Consider the following 26051-nt stretch of genomic DNA (forward strand, 5'->3'; position numbering starts at 1 on the left):
GCGCGCAGCGCGGAGGGCGCGCTGCGGGGTGTGCTTTCTTTTGGTTACTTTTCTTTGCACAAGCAAAGAAAAGTGACCCGCGCCAGCGGAAGCTCTTGCTCTTGCTTCAAAGCTTCAAGCTTCAAAATCTCAATGCCAGAACCAAGGCAAAGGCAAAGGCTTTCGCCTTGCGGCGAGTCACTTTTCTTTGCTCGCGCAAAGAAAAGTAACCAAAAGAAAGCGCGCCCTGCCTAGCGCCCTCCGCGCTGCGCGCTCCGGGTCCGCGTCCATACCGGGGATTCGCGGAAGGGGCATCCTGCCCCTGCCGCGAACGGCGCACATCCTTGTGCGCCGCCCCTTCGGGGTTTTTCCCCGCCATGGCCGCCGCTTCGGAAGGGAACCCGGTAAGTCAAAAGCAATGGCAACGGCAACAGCCAAAGCAACCGCCACAGCAACTGCAACTGCAACTGCAACTGCAAGACACGACACCCCTTTTCCAGGCAACTGACCATGGCCACGCCCGACCTGCCGATGTTCGACAAGATCCTGATCGCCAACCGCGGCGAGATCGCCTGCCGCGTGATCGCCACCTGCCGCACACTCGGTATCGCCAGCGTCGCCGTCTACTCCGATGCCGACCGCGACGCCCGCCACGTGCGCCTGGCCGACGAAGCGATCCACATCGGCGCCGCGCCCGCGCGCGACAGCTACCTGCGCGGCGAACGCATCCTCGACGCCGCCCTGGCCAGCGGCGCCCAGGCGATCCACCCCGGCTATGGCTTCCTCTCGGAGAACGCCGACTTCGCCGAAGCCTGCGCCGCGCGCGGCATCGTGTTCATCGGGCCGCCGCCGGCGGCGATCCGCGCCATGGGCGACAAGAGCGCGGCCAAGGCGCTGATGCACGCCGCCGGCGTGCCGCTGACCCCGGGCTACCACGGCGAACGCCAGGAGCCGGAGTTCCTGCGCGAACAGGCCGACGCCATCGGCTATCCGGTGCTGATCAAGGCCAGCGCCGGCGGCGGCGGCAAGGGCATGCGCCGGGTCGACCGCAGCGAGGAGTTCGTTGCCGCCCTGGCCGCCTGCCAGCGCGAAGCCCAGGCCGCGTTCGGCAACGCGCATGTCCTGGTGGAGAAATACGTGCTGCGCCCACGGCATATCGAGATCCAGGTGTTCGGCGACACGCATGGCGAACTGGTCTACCTGTTCGAACGCGATTGCTCGGTGCAGCGCCGCCACCAGAAGGTGCTGGAGGAAGCGCCGGCGCCGGGCATGCGCGCCGAACGCCGCGCCGCGATGGGCCAGGCGGCGGTGGAAGCAGCACGCGCGGTCGGCTATGTCGGCGCCGGCACGGTGGAGTTCATCGTCGCGCCCGACGGCGCGTTCTACTTCATGGAAATGAACACGCGGCTGCAGGTGGAACATCCGGTCACCGAGTGCATCACCGGCACCGACCTGGTGGAATGGCAGCTGCGCGTGGCCGCCGGCCAGCCGCTGCCCAAGCGCCAGCACGAACTGGCGATCCGCGGCCATGCGCTGGAGGCGCGGCTGTACGCCGAGGATCCGGCGCGCGGCTTCCTGCCCTCGACCGGCACGCTGCAGCATCTGCGGCTACCGGCGACGGACGCGCACACCCGCGTCGATGCCGGCGTCGAACAGGGCGACGTCATCGGCCCGCACTACGACCCGATGATCGCCAAGCTGATCGTCTGGGACGAGACCCGCGAACGCGCGCTGCGGCGCATGCAGGCGGCGCTGGCGGCGTGCCAGGTGGTCGGCGTGGCCACCAATGCCGCGTTCCTGCAGCGCCTGATCGCCACCGCGGCGTTCGCACAGGCCGATCTGGATACCGCACTGATCGAGCGCGAGCATGCGGCACTGTTCGACACCGCGCCGGCCACCGCCGAGCCGACCTGGACCCTGGCCGCGCTGGCCTGGCTGCTGCACGCGCGCGCCGACGCCGCGCAGCCGGGCGACCCGCATTCGCCCTGGGACCTGCGCGACGGCTGGCGCCTGGGCGAACCCGCGCCGCGCAACCTGATCCTGCAGCATGGCCAGACGCGCCGCACGTTGCGCGCGGCGGCGACCGACGCCGGCTGGCGCATCCACGACGGCGCCACCGATGCCGTGCTCCTCGCTGCCGGCAGCCTGCAGGAGCACCGCCTGCAGGCGCAGCTCGATGGGCAGCGCGTGCGCGCCGACGCGGTGTTCGCCGGCAGCCGCCTGCATCTGTTCGTCGCTGGCCAGGCGCACCTGTTCGACCTGCACGACCCGGTCGCCGAGGCCGACCAGCCGATCGCCGATGCCGGCGGGCTGACCGCGCCGATGCCCGGCCGCGTCGTCGCGCTGCTGGTCGCGCCCGGCACCCGCGTGGCCCGCGGCACGCCGCTGCTGGTGCTGGAGGCGATGAAGATGGAGCACACCCTGCAGGCCCCTGCCGATGGCGTGGTGCACGGCTACCGCGTGCGCGAAGGCGAGCTGGTCGGCGACGGCGTGGCGCTGCTGGAGTTCGAGGCGGACTGAGCACGGGCCCGCGCGTCGGGCATCGCGCACGCCCGCAAAATCCGCCACCAATTGCGGCGCACCATCGAGCGCGCACGATCGCGCTCGGTTGCGATCGTGTGCGACCGGCCGCAGCGAGCGCACTTCGGCAGCCGTGCACGGTCGCCATGCCGGCGCCGACGCGTCACACTCGGCGCACGCCCTCAGCCAAGTCCGCCGCCATGAAGCTCACCGCCCACGTTCTCGACGGCCACACCCTCGACGTGCGCCCGGCGCCACGCGAGCGGCCGTGGATGGACCGCACCGACCAGCGCTACGCCTACCGCTGCCTGCCGCTGGACATCGCCAACGCGCACGGCTGGGAACTGCTGTGCCAGAGCGGGTTCGAGGCCGAATGGAACGGCGGCAACGCGCTCGACGCCATCCGCCTCCACCCCGACGCCGGCAGCCACGCGCCGGCGGTCAGCCATTTCGGCTACGGCGTGCTCACCTTCCACGTGCCCTGCCTGTTCCGCACCGAGCCGGGCATGGACCTGTACGTGACCGCGCCGGTCAACCGGCCCAAGGACGGCATCGCCGGGCTGACCGGCCTGATCGAGACCGACTGGAGTCCCTACACCTTCACCATGAACTGGCAGTTCACCCGCCCCGGACGCGTGCGCTTCGACGCCGGCGAACCGTTCTGCCACTTCTTCCCGGTGCAGCGGCGGGTGCTGGCCGAGACCGAGCCGCGCTGGCAGCCGCTGTCGCAGACCCCGGAACTGGAGCGCGACTATCAGGCCTGGATGCGCAGCCGCGGCCAGTTCCTGCACGACCTGGAGCAAGACGATCCAGAGGCCAAACGCACAGGCTGGCAGCGCAGCTATTTCCGCGGACCGGCGCCGGGGCAGTGCCCGGCGGGCGTCGAGCATCGGGTCAAGTTGCGGCTGGCACCGTTCACCCGCGACGACGACAGCTGAGTTGGCGTCAACGCATCGCCGAGGACTATTTGTCTTGTGGGTGGCTGACTGCGCGTAGGCAGCTGCCCAGAGAATCCGCTATCAAGGCCCAGCCCGCGACGCCGCATCGACTTTAGTGACGCTTCTACTGGCCTCCGGCCATTTGGCCGGACGGCCTGCTCGGATGTAATCAAGGTATTCCGACTGAACAATGCCCTGATTCACCCAATGGGCTGGATCGGCTGCCAGTGATGTGCTCGCATAGGCAAGTGCGTCTTGCGGATCAGCGAATAACGCCACCGGCGCATCAGGACCGTCTGGCTCCAGATACGGGAAGTCATATAGGTCCAGGTAGTCCTCGTTGCCGATATCTTCGACGTCATGGACCCAAACCTCTATCCCCCCTTTCGCGGGGCGCAACTCGACATGACGCACATACTCCGTATGTTCGAGACTACGGCCGAGGAACTGCTCAACGGACATTCCCCGATGAAGTGTGGCGGGGATATCGATAGCGGGAAGATACCGCACGATGGTCTGACACCGGGTTCGAGCCGAATTGCAAAGGGATATCGCTTGAGTGAGTGAAGCGCAAGCCCTAATGACACCACTGCCGCTCGCATGGCACGCCGTCGTGGTTGCCGTCCATCTGCACGCCGGGACAATTGCGCAGGAAATAGATCGCCTCCTCGCACGAGGTCATCTGCGCGCAGTGGGTGCGTCCATCGCACTGGAAGCGCTGCCCGGATGACGCGGCGGCGGGGACGCCGGGCGCAGCGGGTGTGGCTGGTGCCACGCCTGTGCCCGGCGCTGGCGTGGCAGCGAAGCGCGGTGCGAGCAGCGAATACGCATAGGCACCAATGCCGATCACCAGCAGCACGGCCAGCACGCGGCCGAACGCGCTGCCGGAATGGGCGTCAGCCGCGGCGCGGCGCGCCGGCGTGGTCGGCGCGCGTCCGGGGCGCATCACCCGCACCGCGCGCGGCCGTCCTTCCGCGTCCTGTTCCAGGTCGAACGAAATCAGCTCGCCGAGCCGCGGATGCACGCCGTCGCGCGGGAACGCCGCGATGTGCACGAATATCTCGGCATCGCCATGCGCCGAGCGCACGAAGCCGAAACCCCGCTCATCGTCCCACTTGATCAACGTTCCGTGCGTGCGCATGGGACCACCTCGAAGCGAACCCGTATTCCTGTCTACCGCCGACAATAACGTGGGCGATGCCCGGTTGCGGCCATCGCCAACGGCGCCTAGCGCCCCAACGCGCCGAGGCCGAGCGTCGCCGCCGCACACCATGCCACGACCCACAGCGCCGGGCGCTGCAGGCGTGCCATCAACACCAGCCCCAGCGCCACCACCAGCAGATCCGGCGGGCTGCGGATGCCGTCGCGCCATAGCGGGTCGTACAGCGCCGCGGCCAGTACGCCGACGACCACGGCGTTGATGCCGGCCAGCGCCCGCGCCACCGATCCACGCCCGGCCAGCGCCTGCCACAGCGGCAACGCCGCGCCCAGGGCCAGCAGGCCCGGCGCGAACAACGCCGCCAGCGCCAGCATCGCCGCTGCCCCCGGGACGATGCCGCTCCCGGCGCTGGCCCCCAGATAGGCGGCCAGCGCGAACATCGGACCCGGCATCGCCTGTGCCGCGCCGTAGCCGGCGAGGAAGGTGTCCGCGGACATCCACCCGCTGGCGACCAGTTCGCGCTGCAGCAACGGCAGCACCACGTGGCCGCCACCGAATACTAGCGCCCCGGCACGGTAGAACGCCGCGGCGAGCGGCACCGGCGTCGGCATCGCGGCATGGCGTGAAGAGATCCACAGCGCCGCCAGCAGCAGGCCGCCGAACGCCAGCGCACAGCACACCCCCACATCGCGGCGCCAGCGCCGCGGCGTGGCCGCCGCCATCGGCACCGACGGCGGCCGGCACCAGGCGATCCCGGCCAGTGCCCCCAGTCCGATCACCAGCGGCTGGCCCCAGGCACGGTCGAGCGCAAGCACCAGGGCCGCGGCCGCCACCGCCAGCAGCACCCGCAGCAGGTCCGGCGTCAGCGTGCGCGCCATCGCGTACACGCCATGCGCGACCACCACCACCGCGACCAGCTTGAGCCCGTGCAGCACGTCCGCGCCGAGCGGATGCAGCAGCCATCGCGGCGCAGACAGCGCCAGCGCGAACAGCAGCAGCGCCGACGGCAGGGTGAAGCCCACGAACGCCGCCAACGCCCCGCGCCAGCCCGCGCGCTGCCAGCCGATCGCGACGCCGAGCTGGCTGCTGGTCGGGCCGGGCAGCACCTGGCACAGCGACAGCAATTGCGCGAAGCCCGATTCGTCCAGCCAGCCGCGGCGGCGCACGAATTCCTCGCGAAAATAGCCCAGGTGCGCGAGCGGGCCGCCGAAACTGGTCAGCCCCAGGCGCAGGAACACCCCCAGCACTTCCCTGCTGCGTCCCGGCACGGATATTGGCGGCTGCTCAGCAGCAGACATGCGGCGTCCCCCTCCGCGCAGCGCCGACGATGGCGCAGGCCGATTCTGCCAGGGTAGTGCGACCGCCGCTGCCTGGGACCGCGAACGATCCATGCCGGCCGGCTGGGCACTGCCAAAGCGCGTTCGCATCCACACTGAACTGGCAGTTCGCCCGCCCCGGACGCGTGCGTTTCGACGCCGGCGAACCGTTCTGCCGCTTCTTCCCGGCGCAACGGCTAGTACCAACGAGACCGAGCCGCGCTGGCGAGGCCGACGAACGACTTCCCGGCGTGCAGCCATGCCCGAGCGCACTCCCGACCCGGGTTGCGGTACGCATCCCAGCGCCTGCGCGGCAGCACAACTGTCTACTACTTGTGCCGGGGCGATCGGCTAGAGTCAAACGCGTCGAGCAACGCTGCGGATCGCGCGATAGCCGCGCACGCAGCGTCTGACGCGTCACCTGGCACCCGCGCGGCAGCGTCACCGCCCGCCTCGCAGCATTCGTCCCCCGATGCTGCCTGCCACGCTGGCGCGTTCCCCCTGCGCTCGACGCACCTGGGACGATCACACAGCAGTTGCCTTCACCCGCCGGTCAGGAGAGCGACATGGATATTTCTTCTTCGATCCCGTAAGCGCAGCGTCGCAGGGCGCTGTCCATCGCCGCGGCCAGGCGTGCACGTGCCGCGCCGGTGTGCGGCTGCCCGAACCACTCTGTCTCGACACAGCCGTCTCCGCGGTTGCGGGCGTGCATGCCCGCAACCCGGGCCGGCGCGCCCGGCGCAAGGTCCGTCCTCGCGCAACGGGCCTCTGCATTCTCGACCGTGCCGTCGGCATGGTCGTGTGGCCGGTCCGGGGCCGGGGAGAGTCCGGACACACCCAGCACGCAGGCCACGTCCGCGTGGGACCGACGCACACAACAGGGAGTACACCATGCACCTGCCTCATCTGCGCATCATCGCCGCCGCAGCCGCGCTGGCGCTCGCCAGCGGCACCGCGACCGCCGGCAAGTTTCCCGACTTCGGCTACGCGCCGCCACAGACCTACAAGGGCCCGCTGTTCCAGCTCAGCCAGGACTTTCCGCAGCAAGCGCCCAGCGGCCCGCCGCCGGCGTTCTTCCAGAAGTTGCCCAAGCCGCTGAGCAACAACTTCGAGACCTGGCGCGGCTACGTGGACGCGGTGAAGACCTATTGCCTGGAAGGCAACGTGGAAAGCGACTGGTACGTGCAGAACAACAAGGTACGGCGTTGGTACCACGCGCCGTGGCAGCACTATGGGCCGCTGGGTCGCGAAGGCGTGCATGGCCTCACCAAGGAAGCGCAGATCCAGGTGAAGCAGCTGGCACCGACCCAGCTCACCACCGGGCAGACCTTCGCGGTGGGCATCTACAACGACATCGGCGCCTATACCTTCGGCCAGGTGTGGAAGGATCCGCAGAATCCCGATCCCAGTTTCACCTCCAAGCCGAACAGCTTCCGCGACGGCACCGTGGTGTGCAAGGCGCTGTTCGCCGACGTGGACAGGAGCCAGGTGCCGTTCCTGCAGAACCCGGTGCTGTGGACGGCGTACGTCACCAACAGTTTCAGCTCGGCGGACAGAACGCTCAAGCAGGTGGCCCTGATCCAGATGGACTTCGCCGTGCGCGACCGGCGCATTCCCGGCACCGGCTGGATCTTCGGCACGTTCCAGTACAACGGCGCGGTCAGCGGCAAGCCCGGCTGGCAGAACCTGGTCCCGGTCGGGGTGATGTGGGGCAACGACCCGCAGAATACCGGCAACGACTACACCAACAAGCAGCCGACCCAGACCCGGATCAATCCCGGCATCCTGCAGTCGGCGATCAACGCCCGGCCCGAACTGCCGGCGACCCACCTGGGCTGGAACGGCCGCCTCAACGGCCCGGTCGACAATCCCATCAGTTCCTGCCTGAGCTGCCACATGACCGCCGAGTCGCCGCAACTCTCGCCGATGAACCCGACCTTCCAGGCGGCCAGCAAGATCCCGCCGGTCGGTTCCAAGGAATGGATGCGCTGGTTCCAGAACAACGCGGCCGGCACGCCGTTCGACGCGGCGGCCCAGAGCACCGACTTCAGCCTGCAGCTGGCCGGCGGCATCGCCAACTTCTACGACTGGAAGTGCACCCAGGACGGCGTGTTCGTCAGCGGCGGCAACCTCTGCCAGCAGAGCGCGCTGCCGCTGAAGCTGATGCGCTCCACCACCCCGCCAGCGACGGTCTACCCGGTCGAGCGCGGCGTGGACAACCAGGAACTGGAATAGTCCCGGCGCGATCCGTCCGCACGTCGGGCGGGGCGTGTCGCCCTGCCCGGCGTGCGGCGATCGGAAAGCCGAGCCGCACTGCGCTGGCCCGATGGTTCAGGCGCGCAAAGGTCAGCGGCTCAACCTGGATGCGCCGGGACCTCCGGCGGGCCGAAGTAGGAGTTCGGCAACGGCGCGCTGCGGATCACGATCTTCTGCACGACCATGGTCGGATCGACCATCATGATCTTCAGCACATGCCGCCCCGCAGTGGACACGGACTGCGAGGCGGTCAGGGTGCGCGCATTGTTCCTGGCGTTCTCGTAGAACGCCTCGCCCAGAAAATCCTGCGACACGCGCTGCTCCGGCGTGAACACGCTGATGACCTGCGGAGTCTGATCGTCGAAGGCCACGGCCACGCTCAGCTGGTGCGCCGTGTTCACGTTGAGCGTCGGGTTGGTGATCAGATCGATGTCGTAACGGCCGGCCTTGGCCAGATAGACCGGATACTCCAGGCGCGGCGCAGTGCGCGGGTCGGAGAACGAGGCCGCGGTGACGGGAAAGACCGACATGGCGGCGCGTGCGCGGCCGTAGTCGGGGATGCGCTCCCAGCGCACGCCGCCGGCATCGACGTTGCGTTCGAACGCGTCGGCGGCGATCGCGATCGGCCCTCGCAAGCCGCCGAATGCGCCGCGCGCTTCGCGCCGCTGCGCCGCGGAGGCCTTGATCGCCTTGACGTGAATCGTCTGCGTCTTTTGCGCGCCGGTCACGACGATCGTCCCGGCCTGCTCGCCGACGCCGGCCTGGTCCCAATCGATCTCGACCCAGAAGCGCCGATCGTGGCGTCCTACGCCGAACGGCGTGCCCTCGGCGATCGCGATCCACGGCTCGGCCGCGGCCACCTCGAACGCGATCGGGCGCGCGCCGCGCGGAAACACGTCGACGTAGTGCCGCTGCCGGCACAGGCTGTCGAACGTCGGCAGCTCCGGATCGAGCCAGTAGCCCGGCCAGCCCGATACCGCACCTTCGACTGCCACCGCATAATCGGCGGTGTCTTCGATCCGCAGCGTCGTCACGGCTGGCATGATGTTCGCTGGCGGCGAGTACCAGTCGAAGTAGCCCAGATGCACCTGGTCCATCAGGTGGTTCCACTTGCCGCCCGCCAGGCGCGTGTTGTAGTAGTCGGTCAGTTCGCGGTCGCGCTGGAACAGCTGCCGCACGTAGTCGGCCTCGGCGTTCGCGCTCGCCCGGCCCTGTTGCGCGTAGAACGCATTGCGCGCCGCGGCGATGTTCAATTCCGTCGCCGTCGCGCAGGCCTTCACCGGATACAGCACCAACTGGTAATACGCGTCGTGCGCATCCGCCGGCAAGCGCGACTGGATCCTTTCGGCCTGCGCCACGAGCGTGACCCAGGCGTCCAGCACGCGCTCGGCCTCGCGGTAGTGCAGCAGGCTGAAGGTCTCCGGCTTCACCAGTTCCGGCTTGCGCCAGGCGTTGTACTTGGCGTATTTGGCGACGATGTCCGCGATCTGCACGGCGTGCTCGGCGCCGAATTCCCTGCTCGCCCAGCGCTGCGTCCAGCCGGCGACATCGTCCTTGGTGATCGCGTCCGGATTCCAGGCCAGCCGCAGGAAGAACTCGATCGGGATCTCCAGCGGCTTGAAATCGCCGACGTTGGCGATCCAGATCCGGTTGGCGCCATAGCGGTGCGCCAGGGTCATCTGCTCCCAGATCTTCGGCAGCGGATTGCTGTTGAGCCACTTGTACGAGAACGGCCCGCCGTTCATGTCCATGTGGTAGTAGATGCCGGAGCCGCCGGCGCGCTGGCGCTCGTCGGGTTTCGGCAGCCGGCGCAGATTGCCGACGTTGTCGTCGGTGAACAGCAAGGTCACGTCGTCCGGCACCTTCAGGCCGGCGTCGTAGAACTTCTGCACCTCGGTGAACAGCGCCCACAGCTGCGGAACCTGGCTCGCCTGGGTGCCGAGTTCCGCGGCGAGAATCTGCCGCTGATCGGCGATGATGGTTTCGAGCAGGCGCAGATCGGCTTGCAGATCGCCGGCGCTGGCCATGGCCACGTCGCCGTCGCCGCGCATGCCCACCGTCACCAGCACCTCGTGCGAGCGGTTGCGCGCGATGCCTTCGCGGAAGAAGGTCTGCAGCGCCTCCTTGTTGGTGGCGTAGTTCCATTCGCCGTTGCCGTACTGCATGCGGTGGTCGGTCCACTCCTTGTGTGCGCGCATCATCGGTTCGTGGTGCGAGGTGCCCATGACGATGCCGTATTCGTCGGCGAGCCGGGCGTTGTCCGCATCGTCCTGCGCGAACGCGTTGTCCCACATCGCCGGCCACAGGTAGTTCGCGCGCAAGCGCAGCAGCACCTCGAACAGGCGTGCGTAGAACTTGGAATTCATCCCGCCGAACTTCTCGGTGGTCCACTTGCCCAGACACGGCTGCTCGTCGTTGAGGAACACGCCGCGGTACTTCACCGCCGGCGGCCCTTCGAAATGCGTGCCGCGCCGGATCGAGATCGCCGGCCGGCGCCGAACCGGCACGTCCGCCCACCAATACCAGGGCGACACGCCGATCTGTTCGGACAGCGCATAGATGCCGTAGATGGTGCCGCGCTTGTCGCTGCCGGCGATCACCAGCGCTTCGGCCACGCCAGGCATCGGATCGACCACGGTCTGCAGCGTGTAGGACTCCCACTGCCCGAGGATCGGCGCGACATCGAGCTTGCCGGCGGCGACCAGCGCATCGATGACCGCACTTTTGCCGAGCGTGCCGATCAGTACGACCGGGCGATCGAGCCGGTTCGGTTCATTGACGAGCGCGGCCGGCGTTCCGAACACGCGGCCGATGTCCTCGGCGAGATCGCGCGCCGCCCTGGCCACGCCAGGGAAATCCTGCGCGTCAACCTGGATCGGCGCGACGCCCCCGTCGCCCGCGAGCCGGAACGCATTGTTAGCGCTATCAAAAATGACCATGGCGCGCAGCGGCGACGCGAAGATCGCCGCGCTCCCGGCGCCGACCAGGAAGTCGCGGCGCGAGAGGAGGAAGGAGGAATTCGATTCGGTCATGGGATGCGATTGAGTAGCGACACGTGAAGGGCGACAACCATGAACAGCCCTATCCCTTGAATTGAGGATGATGCCACGCGAAGACAGGACACCAGGCGCAAACATAAGCGGCGAATCGCTCAACTCGCAAGATCGGAACGTAACTGCAAACCTCCCTCCCAGCATAGTTCGGCGAATCGCGCGAGCGTGCTGCATCGCGACAAACATTTGCGCGGACAATGTCGATACGCGTGTGCCATGCGCTATTCCAGCGCAGTCCAAAGATCCTGCGGAACGCCGTCTTTTTGAACAACCGATCAACGTCCATCGCTGGTCTCTTTGCGAAAGCACAACCCAATTGTTGCCAATCCGAAGCAGGTCAGGAGCACGAACATGGCATAGAGCACAAGCACGATCGCCCAGTATTGCCAAGGATCTTGCGCAAGGACGGCGCGAATATCTCCGGCATACCTGCTATTGAAGTGGACATACCCAGACTGGAGCGCCGGGCGCAGTGCATAGCCACCCATTGCGCCAAAGACCGCCATGAAGGAGCCGCCGACAATGAAGATCGACGACCTGCGTTTCGCAGGTTTTAGTGCCGGCGCGATATACCGCTGCCAACGCGGCAAGGGGAAGGAACGCGATAGTCATTAACATAATGACGGATTTCCCGACTTCCGGCCGATCCGCACCATCGTGTCTTCTGCGCATCGCCGCTGCATGCAGAAACCGAACAAACGACTTAGCTTCGCCTCACCCCTTCCCCACCGGCAACACCACATCCATCAGCGTCGCATCTTCCGGGTCCGGCGTGGCCTTGAAACCCAGGTGTTCGCACATCGCCAGCATGGTGCGGTTCTCGCGCAGGACCTGGCCTTCGACGACGTTGAGGCCGAGCCAGCCGGCGTATTCGATCATGATCCGCATCAGTTGCCAGCCGATGCCGTGGCCCTTGAGGTCGGAGCGGATCAGGATGCCGTATTCGCCGCGGTCGTAGTCGGCGTCGGCGTGCAGGCGCACCGCGCCGAGCATGTCGCCGGTCTTGGGTTCGATCGCCACCAGGGCGATCGAACGGGCGTAGTCGAGCTGGGTCAGGCGGGCGATGAATTCGTGGCTGAAGTGCTTCACCGCCTGGAAGAAGCGCAGGCGCAGGTCCTCGTCGGTGACGCGGGCGAAGAAGCTGCGGAACAGCGCATCGTCTTCCGGGCGCACCGGGCGCACGAACGCGGCGGCGCCGTCGTTGAGCACGATGCGCCGCTCCCATTCCTTCGGATACGGGAAGATCGCGAAGCGCGGGTGGCCGCGGCCCTTGTGCAGGCGCCGCGACGGCGCCACCGCCACGCGGGCGTCGACCGCGATCACGCCGTCGCGGTCGGCCAGCAACGGATTGATGTCCAGCTCGCGGATTTCCGGCAGGTCGGCCGCCAGTTGCGCCAGCTTGACCAGCACCATCGCCACGGCGCGCTCGTCGGCCGCGGGCACGTCGCGGTAGGCCTTGAGGATGCGGCTGACGCGGGTGCGGCCGATCAGTTCGTGGGCCAGGCGCAGGTCCAGCGGCGGCAGCGCCAGCGCCTTGTCGTCGATCACTTCCACCGCGGTGCCGCCGCGGCCGAACACGATCACCGGGCCGAAGGTGGGGTCGTCGGCGATGCCGGCGATCAGTTCGCGCGCCTTCGGCCGCAGCAACGTGGGCTGCACCAGCACGCCGTCGATGCGCGCGTCCGGACGCGCGGCGCGCGCGCGGGCGAGGATGCCTTCGGCGGCGTCCTGCACCGCCTGCGCGCTGACCAGATTGAGGCGCACGCCGTCCACGTCGGACTTGTGCGGGATGTCGGCCGAATGGATCTTCACCGCGACCGCCAGGCCCTGCGCCAGCATCGGTGCCGCCGCCAGCGCGGCGTCGGCGGCGCTGGCGGCGTGCACCACCGGCGCGGTGGGAATGCCGTAGGCGGCGAGCAGGCGGGTGGTGGCCAGCGGATCCAGCCAGGTCTGGCCGGCGGCCAGCGCGGCGTCGACGATGCCGCGCGCGGTGGCCGCATCGAACACGAAATCCTCGGGCAGGCTGGGCGGGGTCTCCATCAGCGCCGCCTGCGCTTCGCGGTAGCGCACCAGGTGCATGAAGCCGCGCACCGCGTCGGCCTCGGTGGCATAGGTGGGGATGTGCGCGGCGTTGAGCGCGGCGGTGGCGCTTTCGTCGTTGCCCAGCCACACCGCGAACACCGGCTTGTCGCGGTGGTGGCGCGGGCGCAGGCCGAGGGTGCGGGTCAGCGCCTGCGCGGCATCGGCCGAGGAGGTGAACGCGGTCGGCACGTTGACCACCAGCACCGCGTCGTTCTCCGGATCGGCCAGCAGCGCTTCGGCGGCGGCGGCATAGCGCTCGCCGTCGGCGTCGACCACGATGTCCACCGGGTTGGCGTGCGACCACTCCTGCGGCAGCGCCTGCTCCAGGCGTTGCAGGGTCTGCGGCGACAGCGCGGCCAGGGTGCCGCCGAGGTCGGCGAGCTTGTCCACCGCCAGGCGGCCGACCCCGCCGCCGTTGCTGAGGATCGCCAGGCGGCGGCCGGGGAAGGTGCTGAGCCGGCCCAGGGTCTCGGCCGCGGCGAACAGTTCGTCCAGCGCGCGCACGCGCAGCAGGCCGGCGCGGGCGAAGGCCGCACCGTAGACCGCATCGGAACTGGCCAGCGCCTGCACGTGGGTGTCGGCATTGGGGTCGATGCGCAGCAGGCGCCCGGATTTCACCACCACCACGGGTTTGGCGCGCGCCGCGGCGCGCGCGGCGGACATGAACTTGCGCGCGTCGTGGATGTGTTCGACGTACAGCAGGATGGCGCGGGTGCGGTAATCGGTGGCGAAGTAGTCGAGCAGGTCGCCGAAGTCCACGTCCAGCGCATCACCCAGCGACACCACCGCGGAGAAGCCGACCGAGCGCGCCACGCCCCACTCCACCAGCGCGGCGGCGATGGCGCTGGATTCGGAGATCAGCGCCAGGTCGCCGGGCTGCGGGCAATGCGCGGCGATGCTGGCGTTGAGCTTGGCGTGCGGGGCGATCACGCCCAGGCAGTGCGGGCCGAGGATGCGCAGGCCCTTGGCGCGCGCCGCCGCCTCGACCCGCGCCGCGGCCGAGCCCGGGCCTTCGCCCAGCCCGGCGGTGAGGATGATCGCCGCGGCGACGCCGCGCCGCGCGGCGATGGCGACGATGCGCGGCACGATCCGCGCCGGCGCGGTGATGACCACCAGGTCCGGCACCCACGCCAGATCGGTGAGCCGGCGCACAATAGGCACGCCGTCGATCTCGCGGTAGCGCGGGCTGACCCAGCCGATCTGCCCGGGAAAGCCGGCGGCGCGCAGGTTGCGCACCACCGCGCGCCCGGCCGAGCGCTCGCGCGGACTGCCACCGACGATGGCGACCGAAGCGGGGCGGAACACGGACTGCAGGTGGTAGGTGCTCATAGCGGGCGCGTGGCGGCAAGCGGTGCGACAACGGTACACGGGTGATGCTGGCGCGGGGATGATCAGGGAATGCGGACGCGTCGCGACTGCGGCCGATGCGGGAAAGATGGCAGGTTCCGACGTCCACGCGCCGGGACTGAAGTCCCTCCCACAGTGCACCACGGCCGATCGCGAGTTCCCTGCAGAAGCCGTTTCGACCGCGACGAATGCAGCGTTGAGCATTCCGGCACCGATTCCTGTCGGGGCTGAAGCCCCTCCTACAGTGCACCTGGACGCGGGCCGCAGGTTCCTGTGGGAGCGACTTCAGTCGCGACGAACGAAGCGGGGACACTTGCCGGCTTCGCGCCTTGCCGGCGCCGATGGCCCGAAGCCGCCAAGCCGTGGCTCCCCGGCCCCACCCGGCGTCCCGGCGATGCCAAAGGTCAGCGCCACCTGCGTCTTCCCCCAATCCGGGTAAGCGGACGGTCGCGTGGCGGCCGCATAATGGCGCGATGGAGACGACTCATGCATAGCGGCGGCCTGGAACTGGCGCTGGTCTTGCTGCTGGCCGCGGTGATCGCGGTGCCGGTGTTCAAGCGCCTGGGCCTGGGCGCGGTGCTGGCCTATCTCGCCGCCGGCGTGGTGCTGGGTCCGGACGGCCTGGGCTTCGTGCAGGACACCGAGCGCATCCTCAACGCCGCCGAGATCGGCGTGGTGATGCTGCTGTTCCTGATCGGCCTGGAACTGTCGCCGGCGCGGCTGAAGCTGATGCGGCGCGCGGTGTTCGGCGCCGGCACCGCGCAGGTGGTGCTGACCGCGCTGCCGCTGGGCGTGCTGCTGCTGTGCCTGGACCTGAACTGGAAGAGCGCGCTGGTGGTGGGCCTGGCGCTGGCGCTGTCGTCCACCGCGGTGGGCCTGCAGCTGCTGGCCGAGCGCAAGGCGCTCAACAGCGACTACGGCCGGCTCGGCTTCGCCATCCTGCTGTTCCAGGACCTGATCGCGATCCCGCTGCTGGCCGCGATCCCGCTGCTCGGCGGCGCCAAGAACGACACCCTCACCTGGACCGAGGTGGCGCAGGCGCTGGGCGCGCTGACGGTGGTGGTGCTGTGCGGCCGCTTCGCGCTGCGCCACCTGTTCCGCGTCGTGGCGCGCACACGCATGCCCGAGGTGTTCACCGCCAGCGCGCTGCTGGTGGTGCTGGGCAATGCGTGGTTCCTGCAGAAGGCCGGGCTGAGCCCGAGCCTGGGCGCGTTCCTGGCCGGGGTGCTGCTGGCCGACTCGGAATTCCGGCACGAGCTGGAGGCGCAGATCGAGCCATTCCAGGGCCTGTTGCTGGGCGTGTTCTTCATCGCCGTGGGCATGGGCATCGACCTGGACCGCATCGTCGCCGAGCCGTGGCTGATCGCCGGCGGCGTGGCCACGCTGCTGTTGGTCAAGTTCAGCCTGCTGGTCGGCATCGGCCGGGTGGCGCGGCTGCCGCTGCGCAGCGCGCTGTTGCTGGGCAGCCTGTTGTGGCTGGGCGGCGAATTCGCGTTCGTGGTGTTCACCGAAGCGCAGCGCGTGCAGTTGCTCGACGACGCCAACCACGACCGCCTGGTCGCGGTGGTCGGCGTGTCGATGGCGCTGACGCCGCTGCTGTTGATCGGCATCCAGCGCCTGCTCGACGGTGGCGAGGCGGCCAAGGCTAGGCGCACGCCGCCGCCGGCCGCCCACTACGACACCGTGGACGAGCAGCGCGCGCAGGTGCTGATCGCCGGCATGGGCCGTTTCGGCCAGGTCGTGGCGCGCCTGCTGACCGCGCAGCGCATCCCGTTCGTGGCGCTGGAGCACAACCCGGACACGGTGGAAGACCTGCGCCGCTTCGGCAACAAGATCTACTACGGCGACCCCAGCCGCCCGGACCTGTTGCGCGCGGCCGGCAGCGACAGCATCGGCATCTTCGTGGTGGCGATGGACGACCCGGAGACCAACATCAAGACCACGCGGCTGATCCGCCGCCTGTATCCGAAGGCGCAGGTGCTGTCGCGCGCGCGCAACCGCCAGCACGCCTGGCGGCTGATGGATCTGGGCGCCGAGCCGTTCCGCGAGGTGTTCGCCTCGAGCCTGGAACTGAGCGAGAAGGTGCTGGTGAATCTGGGCCTGAGCCCGGAGACCGCGCGCGACCGCATCGCCCGCTTCCGCCAGCACGACGAGCAGCTGTTGCGCGCGCAGCACCTGGTGTACGACGACGAGGCGGCGGTGGTGCAGACCTCGCGCGATGCGCGCGCGGACCTGATGCAGCTGTTCGAGGCGGATGTGAGCGACGCGCCCGGGGACGCGGCGGACGATGCGGCGGCGGCGAAGCCGCAGGCATAACGGTGTTGGTGTTGATGGTGCGGCGCTTGCGTAGCGTGTGCGGCGGGAGGACTGGCGGCAGGGATGTCGGTCGTGGCGGTGCCGGATGCCGGTTGGATCCTCGCTTCGTTCGTCGCGGCTGACGCCGCTCCTGCAGGTTTCGCGAGCTATTCTGGAGCGCTTGCAGGCGGGCTTTCGCCCCGACAGGATGCGAAGCCGGTGGGCTCCACCGCTGCGTTCGTCGCCACTGAAGTCGCTCCCACAGGACTTGCGGCCGGCATGCCGGGTGCTGTGGTGGGAGGGAATCGTGACGGTCTTGGGCCATCGGTTCCGACAGGATCCGAAACCTGACGATTCCGCGGCTTCGTTTGTCGCGGCTGAAGCCGCTCCTACAGGGGTTCGCGAGTGGTGGCTGCCCTTGTAGGAGGGGCTTCAGTCCCGACAGAATGCCGAACCTGCCAGGTGCGCCGCTTCGTTCGTCGCGGCTGAAGCCGCTCCTACAGAACTGCAGCGGGCGCGCTGCTGCAGCACTTGCGGCTGGTGCGCCGGGTGCACTGTGGGAGGGACTTCATTCCCGGCTGCAGCCAGGCCTCGTCTCGACGGCGGCACAAGGCCACCTGACGTCGCTCCCACACGGGCTACCCGCATTGCGGGGTCAGCGCTTCGCCGCCGGTCGTTTGGCCGCAGCTGCGGGCGACTTCTTCGCCACGCGCTTGCTCGCTTTTCCGGCAGAGGATTTGACTGCCTTCTTTGACGCGGCCGTCTTCTTGCCGTCCGCTGTCCTCCTGCCCTCCGTCGCCTTCGGCGAGGCGTCCGCTTTCTTGGCCGAAGCAGTCCTCGCCGCCGCAGCCTTGCTGGGCTTGCCGGCGCCGGCCGCCTTGGCTTTCGAAACGGCGGGCTTGGCAGAAGCCGAAGCACGCTTCGGCGGCGCTGCGGGCCTGGCGTCGGCGCCGCCTTCCGCCGGGCGCCGCGGCGGCGGCCGGCGGCCGGCGGTCAGGGTGCGCCAGCTGTGGCCGCCGTTGAGCGCGAGCAACGCATCGGCCGCGGCCGGGCCGGCGCTGCCGGCCGGGTATTGCGCCACTTCGTCGGCCGAGGCCTGCCAGGCATCGAGGATCGGCTGCACGATGCGCCAGGCCGCCTCGACCATCGTCGCGTCCTGGAACAGGCCGGCCTCGCCGTTCATGCAGTCCTGCAGCAGGCGTTCGTAGCCGACCGTGTATTCCTTCGGGAACCAGTCGCGGTAGCGGAAGTCCATGCGCACCGGCGCCAGGCTGACCCGCGCGCCCGGACGCTTGACGTCGAACTGCAGCGAGATGCCCTCGTCGGGCTGGATGTGCAGCACCAGCCAGTCGGGACCATAGCCGCCGATCTCGGCGCTGCGCAGCGGCGCCAGCGGCGCTGGCTTGAAGCGGATCGCAATCTCGGTGGTGCGTTCGCGCAGGCGCTTACCGGTCCGCAGGTAGAACGGCACGCCGGCCCAGCGCCAGGTGTCGACCTGCAGCTTCATCGCCACGTAGGTCTCGGTGTTGGAATCGGCCGGCACCGTGTCTTCCTCGCGGTAACCGGGCACCGCGTTGCGCCCGATCGCGCCGGCCGCGTACTGGCCGCGCACCACGTCGCCCGGGGCCAGCGGCCGCACCGCCTCGATCACCTCGGCGCGCCGGCGCAGCATCGACGCGGGGGTGAACGCCGCCGGCGGTTCCATCGCGATCATCGCCAGCAGCTGGAACAAATGATTGGGCACCATGTCGCGCAAGCAACCGGTGGGATCGTAGAAACCGCCGCGCCCTTCCACGCCGATGGTCTCGGCGGCGGTGATCTGCACGTGGTCGATGCGGTCGCGGTTCCACACCGGCTCGAACAGGCCATTGGCGAAGCGGAAGGCGAGGATGTTCTGCACCGTCTCCTTGCCCAGGAAATGATCGATGCGGAACACCTGATCCTCGTCGAGCACGCGGCCGACGATGGCGTTGAGCTCCTTGGCGCTGCGCAGGTCGTGGCCGAACGGCTTCTCCACGATCACCCGGCGCCAGCCGCCGCCAGCGGGCTGCTTGACCAACCCCGCCGCGCCCAGCTGCTCGATCGCCGGGGCGAAGAAACGCGCCGCGGTGGCCAGGTAGAACAGCACGTTGCCGCCGGTCTGGTACTGCGCGTCGTACTTGGCGATCACCTCGCCCAGCGCGCGATAGGTCGCCGCATCGGCGAAATCGCCGCGCAGGTAGTGCAGGCGCGTGCGCAGCCAGTTCCACACCTCCTCGTCCAGGCCATCGGCCTTGAACTCGGCGTCGCGGTCGGCCATCAGCCCGTGCAGCGCGGTGCCGAGCAGGCGCCGCCAGCTGGTTTCGCTGATATCGCCGTGGTCCACGCCGATCACCGCGAACTGTTCGGGCAATGCGCCGCTGCGGCGCAGGTTGTACAGCGCCGGCAGCACCAGGCGCCGGGTCAGGTCGCCGCGCGCGCCGAACACCACGATCAGGCACGGAGGAGTGGTTTGCGTCGCTTCGCTCATGGATGGGTTTCCTGTTCGCCGATTAAGCCATGCAGGCGCAACGCGGCGTGGACCAGCGCCACGTGCGAGTAACCCTGCGGAAAGTTGCCGAGCATGCGGCCGCTGCGCGGATCGTATTCTTCGGCCAGCAGGCCGACGTCGTTGCACAGGCCGAGCAGGCGTTCGAACAGCGTGCGCGCCTGCGCCATGCGCCCGAGCAGCGCGTAGTTCTCCACCAGCCAGAAGCTGCAGGCGATGAAGGTGCCCTCGCCGGCCGGCAGGCCGTCGCCGCTGTCGTCGTCGGCGCGGTAGCGCTCGACCAGGCCGTCGATGCTCAGCCGCTGCGCGATCGCATCGGCGGTGGCGGCCACGCGCGGATCGTCCGCCGGCAGGAAGCCGACCAGCGGGATCAGCAGCGTCGCCGCGTCCAGCCGATCGCTGCCGTAGCTCTGCACGAAATAGCCGTCGCGGTGCACGCCCTGCTCCAGCACCTGCGCATGCACTTCGTCGGCCAGCGCGCGCCAATGCGCGCGTTGCGCGGCGTCGGCGTCGGTGACCCCGTCGCGCGCGCCGCAGTCGAATGCCAGCCACGCCATCACCTTGGAATGCACGAAATGGCGGCGCTGGTCGCGAATCTCCCAGATGCCTTCGTCCGGCTCGCGCCAGCGCTGCTCCAACTCCTCGAGCAGCTGCCGCGCCAGCGAGCGTCCATGCGCCGCGGTGGCCATGCCTTCGTGGTGGCCGCGATGGAAGGCGGCGATCACCTCGCCGTACACGTCCAGCTGGAACTGGCCGGCGGCGGCATTGCCCACGCGCACCGGCAGCGCGCCTTCGTAGCCGGGCAGCCAGTCCACTTCCCATTCGGGCATGCGCCGTTCGCCACCGATGCCGTACAGCGCCTGCAACTGATCCGGCGAGCCGGCCACGGTGCGCTGCAGCCAGCCGTGGAACGCGGACGCTTCGTCGGAGTAGCCGGCGGCGTGCAGCGCGGTCAGGGTGAACACCGCATCGCGCAGCCAGCAGAAGCGGTAGTCCCAGTTGCGCTCGCCGCCGAGCCGTTCCGGCAGCGAGGTGGTGGGCGAGGCGACGATCGCGCCGGTGGGCAGGTAGCTCAGGCCCTTCAGCACCACCAGCGAGCGCCGCACCGCCTCGGTCCACGGACCTGCATGCACGCAGCGGTGCGACCAGCCATGCCAGAACGCTTCGGTCTGCGCCAGCGCCTGTTCCGGCGCCAGCGGCGGCGGCAGCTCCAGGTGCGAGGCGCCATGGCTGAGCACGAACCAGGTGCTGTCGCCCGCCTCCAGCGCGAAGTCCGCTTCGGTGGCGAAGCCGTGGCCATGCATCGGCTGCGGGCTGCGCAGCGCGATCTGGTCCGGCCCGGCGATCGCCTGCAGGCCGCCGTCGATCTGCGACACCCAGGGGATGGTGCGGCCGTAGTTGAAACGCAGCTGCAGCTGCATGCGCAACGGCACGCGCCCGCGCAAGCCGCGCACGATGCGCACCACGTGGTTGTGCACGTCGTCGTTGTGGCTGGCGACCATGAAGTCCAGCACCGCCACGGCGCCTTCATCGGTCTCGAACTCGGTTTCCAGCACCAGGCTGCCGTCGCGGTAATGGCGCGTGCTGCGGAAGTCGCCGACCGGCGCGATCGACCAGCGGCCGTGCTCCGGCGTGCCCAATAGCGCGGCGAACAGCGCGTCGGAATCGAAGCGAGGCAGACAGAGCCAGTCGATCGAGCCGTGCTTGTCCACCAACGCCGCGCTACGGCAATTGCCGAGCATGGCGTAGTCCTCGATTCGTGCTGCCATCATGTCCGCCGTTCGCCAGGAAAGCGCGAGTCTGCCAGCGCCGACGTTTGCTTTGCGTAAGGGCCGCCGGCCGGCCACAGCGTCCCGTTAATCCCCGAGTGGGTCTGCCCGGGGATCGACGGCGCGCTCCATGGGCAGACGCAATCGGGCGGCTGCCGCTACACTGCGCCGGCGCATGAATGCCACTATCGCTGCCGCCGCCCTGCGCGTTCTGGTCCTGGAGGACGATCCGATGCTGCGCGAGCGCATCCTGATCCCGGGCCTGCGCCGTTTCGGCTTCGACACCCAGGGCTGCGGCAGCGGCGCCGAGCTGCAGGCGCGGCTGCTGACCGCCCCCGCCGACATCGTGGTGCTCGACGTCGGCCTGCCCGACACCGACGGCTTCACCGTGGCGCGCGAACTGCGCCAGCAGTACCCGGCCATCGGCATCGTCATGTTGACCAGCCTGGGCCAGACCGAAGACCGCGTGCGCGGACTCACCGGCGGTGCCGATGCCTATCTGGCCAAGCCGGTGGAGATCGACCTGCTGGCGGCGACCTTGCACAGCCTGACCCGGCGCCTGGGCGGCGCCCCGATGGAACCGGCGCGTGGCCGCTGGCAGCTCAGCGAGGACGGCTGGTGCCTGCTGGCCCCGTCCGGCGCGGCGGCGGCGCTGACCGCAAGCGAGCGCCGCCTGTGCCAGCGCCTGCTCGAGCAGCCCGGCCTGCTGGTCGCGCGCGAAGCGTTGATCGCGGCGCTGACCGACCGCGTGTACGACTTCGACGCGCACCGCCTCGACTCGATGGTGCACCGCCTGCGCAGCAAGGCGCAGCGCCGTTGCGGCACCGCCCTGCCGCTGGCGGCGGTGCACGGCAAGGGCTACATCTTCGATCCGGCCGGCTGAGCGGCGGCCACGCGCGCAGTGCCGGCCGCCGCGGCTGCCTGCGGCAAGGCGATGCGGAAGCGGGTGCCCACGCCCAGTTCGCTGTGCACCTGGATGCGGCCGCCGCTGCGCACCACCAGATCGTGCACCACCGCCAGGCCGAGCCCGGTACCGCTGTCGGCGGGCTTGGTGCTGTAGAACGGCTCGAACACGCGCGCCACCACGTCCACCGGCATGCCCTGGCCGTCGTCGGCGACCTCGATGATCGTCCACGCCGCTTCGCTGCGCACGGCGATGTCGAGATGGCCGCGGTCGGCGATGGCGTCGCGGCTGTTGCTGGCCAGGTTGAGCAGCATCAATTCGAACTGGCTGCGATCCAGGTGGATCGGCGCCGGCGTCGCCGGCAAGACGCAGCGCAGCACGATGCGCGCTTCCAGCAGTTGCCGCAGCATCGGCTGCAACGCATCGATGGCGGCCGCGGCGTCGAAGTCCTCGGCCTGTTCGCCATCGCGGCGGCTGAAGCGCAGCAGCCGGCGGATGACCGCCATGCCGCGCCGCGCCGATTCCTCCACCGACGCCAGGCTGTCTTCCAGCAGCGCGATGCGCTCGCCGTCGCTGCCGGCATCGTCGTCGTGGCGCGTGGCGGAGAAGCCGACGATCACCGCCAGCACGTTGTTGAAATCGTGCGCCAGGCCGCCGGCCATGCGCTCGACGATCTCGCGCTTCTGCGCATGGATCAGCTGCGCCTGCGCGCGTTCGCGCGCCAGCATTTCCTGCTGCAGGCGATGGCCGCGCGCATTGGATTCGCGCAGGCTCTCGCGTAGCGCTTCGGTGGTGCGATCCAGCAGCAGCGTCACCAGCAGGTAGCTGAACAGCACCGACGGCAGGTTGTAGAACGCGCGCCCCGGCTCGTCGGCGAACTCCAGCAGCGCATCGTGGCCCACGCCCAGGCCCAGCATCAGCAGCAGTGCGCCGAAGGTGATCCACAGCGCGCGGCGCCCGAGCACCAGCCCGGCCAGGATCAGCACCAGCATCTGCGCCAACTGATCCGGCAACTGACGCTGCAGGCCGTTGACCGCGGCATTGACCAGCAGCGACGCCAGCATCGCGGCCAACAGCAAGCCGACGCCACCGCGCAGCGCGCCGCGGCGCACGCGCACGAAGCCGATCGCGGCGCACACCGCGATCAGCAGACTCATCGACAGCGACACCACCAGGCCGGGCGGCACCCCGCGTCCACGCAGCTGCGGCCAGGCGAGGGGCAGCGCGACCGCGAACGTGGCCGGAATGGTGATCGCCAGGAACAGCAGCAACAGCTGGATCACGCGCACGTTGCGCCGGTCCACCTCGTCCACGACCGGCACCCGGTCGAACCAGTTCAACAACGCCCTCACCATCCGAATGCGCTCCCCATCCCACTCGACGCGGTGAGAACCCGGTGATGATCGTGCGAGAACTTGCGGGTGACAAGCAAATGACGCCGCGCATAAGTTCGCTGTACGGAGCGCGCACAGGGGGAATCACGGCGCGCTTCCCAAGACCACTCGGACCGAAGCGGCGCCCGCGCGCCGTTGACGTCGCGTCCTGCCCTGTCGCCACGCACACCAGAGATCGCCATGAACGCATGCATGTCCATCCACGGCACCGCCGCCCCTCGTCCGACCCTCAGCGCCGCGCTCGGCGCTTCCACCATTCGCACCCGCAACGTGCTGGCCCTGGCGTGCGCGCTGTGCCTGGCGCCGCCGGCGCTGGCACAGGCCGCGACCGATGCGACGGCCACCGACACCAACGCGGCACCGGCGGACGCGAGCGCCGACGCCAGTTTCTATCTGCAGGCCACCGGCAGCGACAGCAGCAACGCCGGCGCCTATGCCGACGGCGAAGAGGCGCTGGCGGCGGGCGAAGCCGCCTCCGCGGTCGGCACCGGCACCGTCGCGCTCGGCGCCGGCGCGGTCAGCTACGCCAACCAGGCGCTGGCGGTGGGGCATAACAGCCTGGCCACCGAGGTCTCCACCACCGCGATCGGCGGCGTGCTCGACCTGGACTACTCGTACAAGCAGAACGGCCAGGTGATCTGGCAGCAGACCTCCGCCTCCGGCCTGGCCGCGACCGCGCTGGGCGCCGGCGCGCAGGCCGGCGGCGAGTACAACGTGGCCACGGGCGCCGGCGCGATCGCCAGCGACCGCTCCAGCGTCGCCATCGGCGGCATCGTCGATCTGGGCAACGAGTTGTATCCCGGCTTCGGCCTGGACGGGGTCTACCTGCAGGCCACCCAGGCCACCGGCCCGCTGTCCACCGCTGTTGGCGGCGGTGCGCTTGCCACCGCCTACAGCTCCACCGCGGTCGGCGCGCTGGCCGAGGCCAGTTCCGAACGCACCGTGGCGATCGGCACGCAGTCGATCGCCAACCAGTACGGCGCGGTGGCCGTGGGCGGACGCAGCGAGGCGTCCGGCGAATTCGCCGTGGCGATCGGCGTCGCTTCCAGGGCGCTGGGCCAGAGCAGCCTGGCGCTGGGCGGAAGCGCCTTGGCCGCGATGGACGACACCACCGCGCTCGGGCAGGCCGCGCTGGCGCTGCAGCAGGGCGCCACCGCCGTCGGCAGCGGCGCCTGGGCCGGCGGCACCCGCAGCATCGCGATCGGCCAGGCGATGGTGTGGAACGGCAATTTCTGGGGCGACACCCCGATCATCTTCCACGACAGCATCGCGGTGGGCACCGGCGCGGACGCCTACGGTGACCAGGCGGTCGCGATCGGCGCCGGCGCGCGGGTGGGCAACTCCACCTTCGTCGACGATGTGCAGATCATCACCAACAGCAGCGTGGCGCTGGGCGCCGGTTCGGTCGCCGAGCGCGACAACACCGTGTCCATCGGCCACGCCGGCGCCGAGCGCCAGCTCACCAACCTGGCTGCCGGCACCGCCGATACCGATGCGGTCAACCTGGCGCAGCTGCGCGGCGTGGCCAGCGCGTTCGGTGCCGGCAGCACGGTGGATGCCAACGGCAATCTGATCGGCGGCAGCTATCTGGTCCAGGGCACGCGCTATAGCGACCTCGGCTCGGCACTGGGCGCGTTCGACACGGCGCTGACCGGCTTCGACACACGCATCAACGCCATCGCCAATTCCGGCGGCGGCCAAGGGGTCAGCATCGGCGGCGGCGACGCGGCGCCCCCGAGCACCGGCACCGGCACCAACGCGGTCGCGGTGGGCTCCGGCGCCACCGCCAATGGCGACAACGGTCTGGCGCTGGGCGCCGCATCGCTGGCCTACGGCCCCAACGACACCGCGATCGGCGCCAACGCCAAGGTCAATGCCGACGGCAGCACCGCGGTCGGCGCCAATGCCCGCGTCGCCGCGGTCGCGACCAATGCGGTGGCGGTCGGCGAGAGCGCCAGCGCCTCCGCCGCGTCCGCCACCGCGCTCGGCCAGGGCGCCTCGGCCACCGCCGCCAATTCCGTCGCGCTGGGCCAGGGTTCGCTCGCCGACCGCGCCAATACGGTCTCGGTCGGCAGCAGCGGCAACGAGCGCCAGATCGCCAACGTCGCCGCCGGCAGCGCCGGCACCGATGCGGCCAACGTGGCGCAGATGCGGTCCGGCGACAGCGCCACGCTGAGCAGCGCCAATGCCTACACCAACACCCGCGTCACCGCGCTCGACGACAGTTTCAACCAACTGCGGACCGACACCGAGCACCGCCTGGACGGCATGGACCGGCGCATGGACCGGCTGGGCGCGATGAGCGCGGCGATGCTCAACATGGCGATCAACGCCGCCGGCACGCAGAGCCCGCGCGGGCGCGTGTCGCTCGGCGCCGGCTTCCAGGGCGGCGAGCAGGCGCTGTCGATCGGTTACGCCAAGAAGCTCGGCGCACGCGCCTCGTTCAGCCTGGGCGGCTCGTTCAGCGGCGGCGAATCCTCCGCCGGCATCGGCGTGGGCGTGGACCTGTGAG

15 protein-coding genes and 1 pseudogene are annotated in these 26051 nt (G+C 69.6%); 8 read left to right on the plus strand and 8 right to left on the minus strand.

Annotated elements, in window-relative coordinates; genetic code table 11:
- From H9658_RS23000 to H9658_RS15280, 3 genes are all read left to right on the plus strand, one after another.
- The coding region (locus H9658_RS23000; protein ID WP_225210015.1) for a hypothetical protein at positions 1 to 209 on the plus strand (209 nt) is incomplete at its 5' end.
- A 280-nt stretch (positions 210 to 489) separates the two neighbouring features.
- Entirely contained in the window at positions 490 to 2499 is a 2010-nt protein-coding gene (locus H9658_RS15275) for an acetyl/propionyl/methylcrotonyl-CoA carboxylase subunit alpha (RefSeq protein ID WP_191825992.1), read from the plus strand.
- Positions 2500 to 2699: 200 nt separating this feature from the next.
- Positions 2700 to 3437 (plus strand): DUF6065 family protein, encoded by a 738-nt coding sequence (locus H9658_RS15280; protein WP_191825993.1) that lies wholly within the window; start codon positions 2700 to 2702, stop codon positions 3435 to 3437.
- An 81-nt stretch (positions 3438 to 3518) separates the two neighbouring features.
- On the opposite strand, the gene H9658_RS15285 is transcribed toward H9658_RS15280, so the two are convergent.
- The 3 genes from H9658_RS15285 to chrA all read right to left on the minus strand — a co-directional run bounded on the left by H9658_RS15285 (position 3519) and on the right by chrA (position 5894).
- Positions 3519 to 3899, minus strand: a complete 381-nt coding sequence (locus H9658_RS15285; protein WP_225210016.1) for a hypothetical protein — start codon at positions 3897 to 3899, stop codon at positions 3519 to 3521.
- 115 nt (positions 3900 to 4014) lie between these two features.
- Complete coding sequence (locus H9658_RS15290) at positions 4015 to 4578, minus strand: excalibur calcium-binding domain-containing protein (protein WP_191825995.1); 564 nt, start codon at positions 4576 to 4578, stop codon at positions 4015 to 4017.
- 86 nt (positions 4579 to 4664) lie between these two features.
- Positions 4665 to 5894 (minus strand): chromate transporter, encoded by a 1230-nt coding sequence (chrA, locus tag H9658_RS15295; protein ID WP_191825996.1) that lies wholly within the window; start codon positions 5892 to 5894, stop codon positions 4665 to 4667.
- 131 nt (positions 5895 to 6025) lie between these two features.
- On the opposite strand from chrA, the pseudogene H9658_RS23005 reads away from it, so the two are divergent.
- Positions 6026 to 6141: pseudogene (locus H9658_RS23005) on the plus strand (DUF6065 family protein); the annotation flags it as partial.
- Between the two features lie 662 nt (positions 6142 to 6803).
- Entirely contained in the window at positions 6804 to 8147 is a 1344-nt protein-coding gene (locus H9658_RS15300) for a type 2 periplasmic-binding domain-containing protein (RefSeq protein WP_179569786.1), read from the plus strand.
- Positions 8148 to 8266: 119 nt separating this feature from the next.
- On the opposite strand, the gene H9658_RS15305 is transcribed toward H9658_RS15300, so the two are convergent.
- Both H9658_RS15305 and H9658_RS15310 read right to left on the minus strand, forming a co-directional pair.
- Positions 8267 to 11611 carry a glycosyl hydrolase 115 family protein gene (locus tag H9658_RS15305; protein ID WP_225210017.1) on the minus strand — a complete coding sequence of 1115 codons (3345 nt, stop codon included), beginning with the start codon at positions 11609 to 11611 and terminating at the stop codon, positions 8267 to 8269.
- A 324-nt stretch (positions 11612 to 11935) separates the two neighbouring features.
- The gene (locus tag H9658_RS15310) at positions 11936 to 14632 is read right to left on the minus strand and encodes a bifunctional acetate--CoA ligase family protein/GNAT family N-acetyltransferase (RefSeq protein WP_191825998.1); all 2697 of its coding nucleotides are present in this window, start codon (positions 14630 to 14632) and stop codon (positions 11936 to 11938) included.
- Positions 14633 to 15136: 504 nt separating this feature from the next.
- Between H9658_RS15310 and H9658_RS15315 the strand changes: the two genes are divergently transcribed.
- On the plus strand, positions 15137 to 16966 hold the full coding sequence (locus H9658_RS15315) for a monovalent cation:proton antiporter-2 (CPA2) family protein (protein ID WP_191825999.1): 1830 nt from the start codon (positions 15137 to 15139) through the stop codon (positions 16964 to 16966).
- A gap of 634 nt (positions 16967 to 17600) precedes the next feature.
- On the opposite strand, the gene zwf is transcribed toward H9658_RS15315, so the two are convergent.
- Both zwf and H9658_RS15325 read right to left on the minus strand, forming a co-directional pair.
- On the minus strand, positions 17601 to 19454 hold the full coding sequence (gene zwf, locus H9658_RS15320) for a glucose-6-phosphate dehydrogenase (protein WP_191826000.1): 1854 nt from the start codon (positions 19452 to 19454) through the stop codon (positions 17601 to 17603).
- Positions 19451 to 21241, minus strand: coding sequence for a glycoside hydrolase family 15 protein (locus H9658_RS15325; protein WP_191826001.1), 1791 nt, complete (start codon positions 21239 to 21241; stop codon positions 19451 to 19453). Before H9658_RS15325 ends, zwf begins: the two co-directional genes overlap by 4 nt.
- Before the next feature lie 175 nt (positions 21242 to 21416).
- Between H9658_RS15325 and H9658_RS15330 the strand changes: the two genes are divergently transcribed.
- Positions 21417 to 22124 (plus strand): response regulator transcription factor, encoded by a 708-nt coding sequence (locus H9658_RS15330; RefSeq protein ID WP_191826002.1) that lies wholly within the window; start codon positions 21417 to 21419, stop codon positions 22122 to 22124.
- On the opposite strand, the gene H9658_RS15335 is transcribed toward H9658_RS15330, so the two are convergent.
- Positions 22100 to 23500, minus strand: coding sequence for a sensor histidine kinase (locus H9658_RS15335; RefSeq protein ID WP_191826003.1), 1401 nt, complete (start codon positions 23498 to 23500; stop codon positions 22100 to 22102). The two genes, H9658_RS15330 and H9658_RS15335, sit on opposite strands and share 25 nt — an antisense overlap.
- Positions 23501 to 23719: 219 nt before the next feature.
- On the opposite strand from H9658_RS15335, the gene H9658_RS15340 reads away from it, so the two are divergent.
- A complete protein-coding gene (locus tag H9658_RS15340) occupies positions 23720 to 26050 on the plus strand; it encodes a YadA-like family protein (protein ID WP_191826004.1) in 2331 nt (776 codons plus the stop codon).
- The last annotated feature ends 1 nt before the right edge of the window (position 26051 follow it).

This window comes from Xanthomonas bonasiae (assembly GCF_014836395.1).
Classification (GTDB): domain Bacteria; phylum Pseudomonadota; class Gammaproteobacteria; order Xanthomonadales; family Xanthomonadaceae; genus Xanthomonas_A; species Xanthomonas_A bonasiae.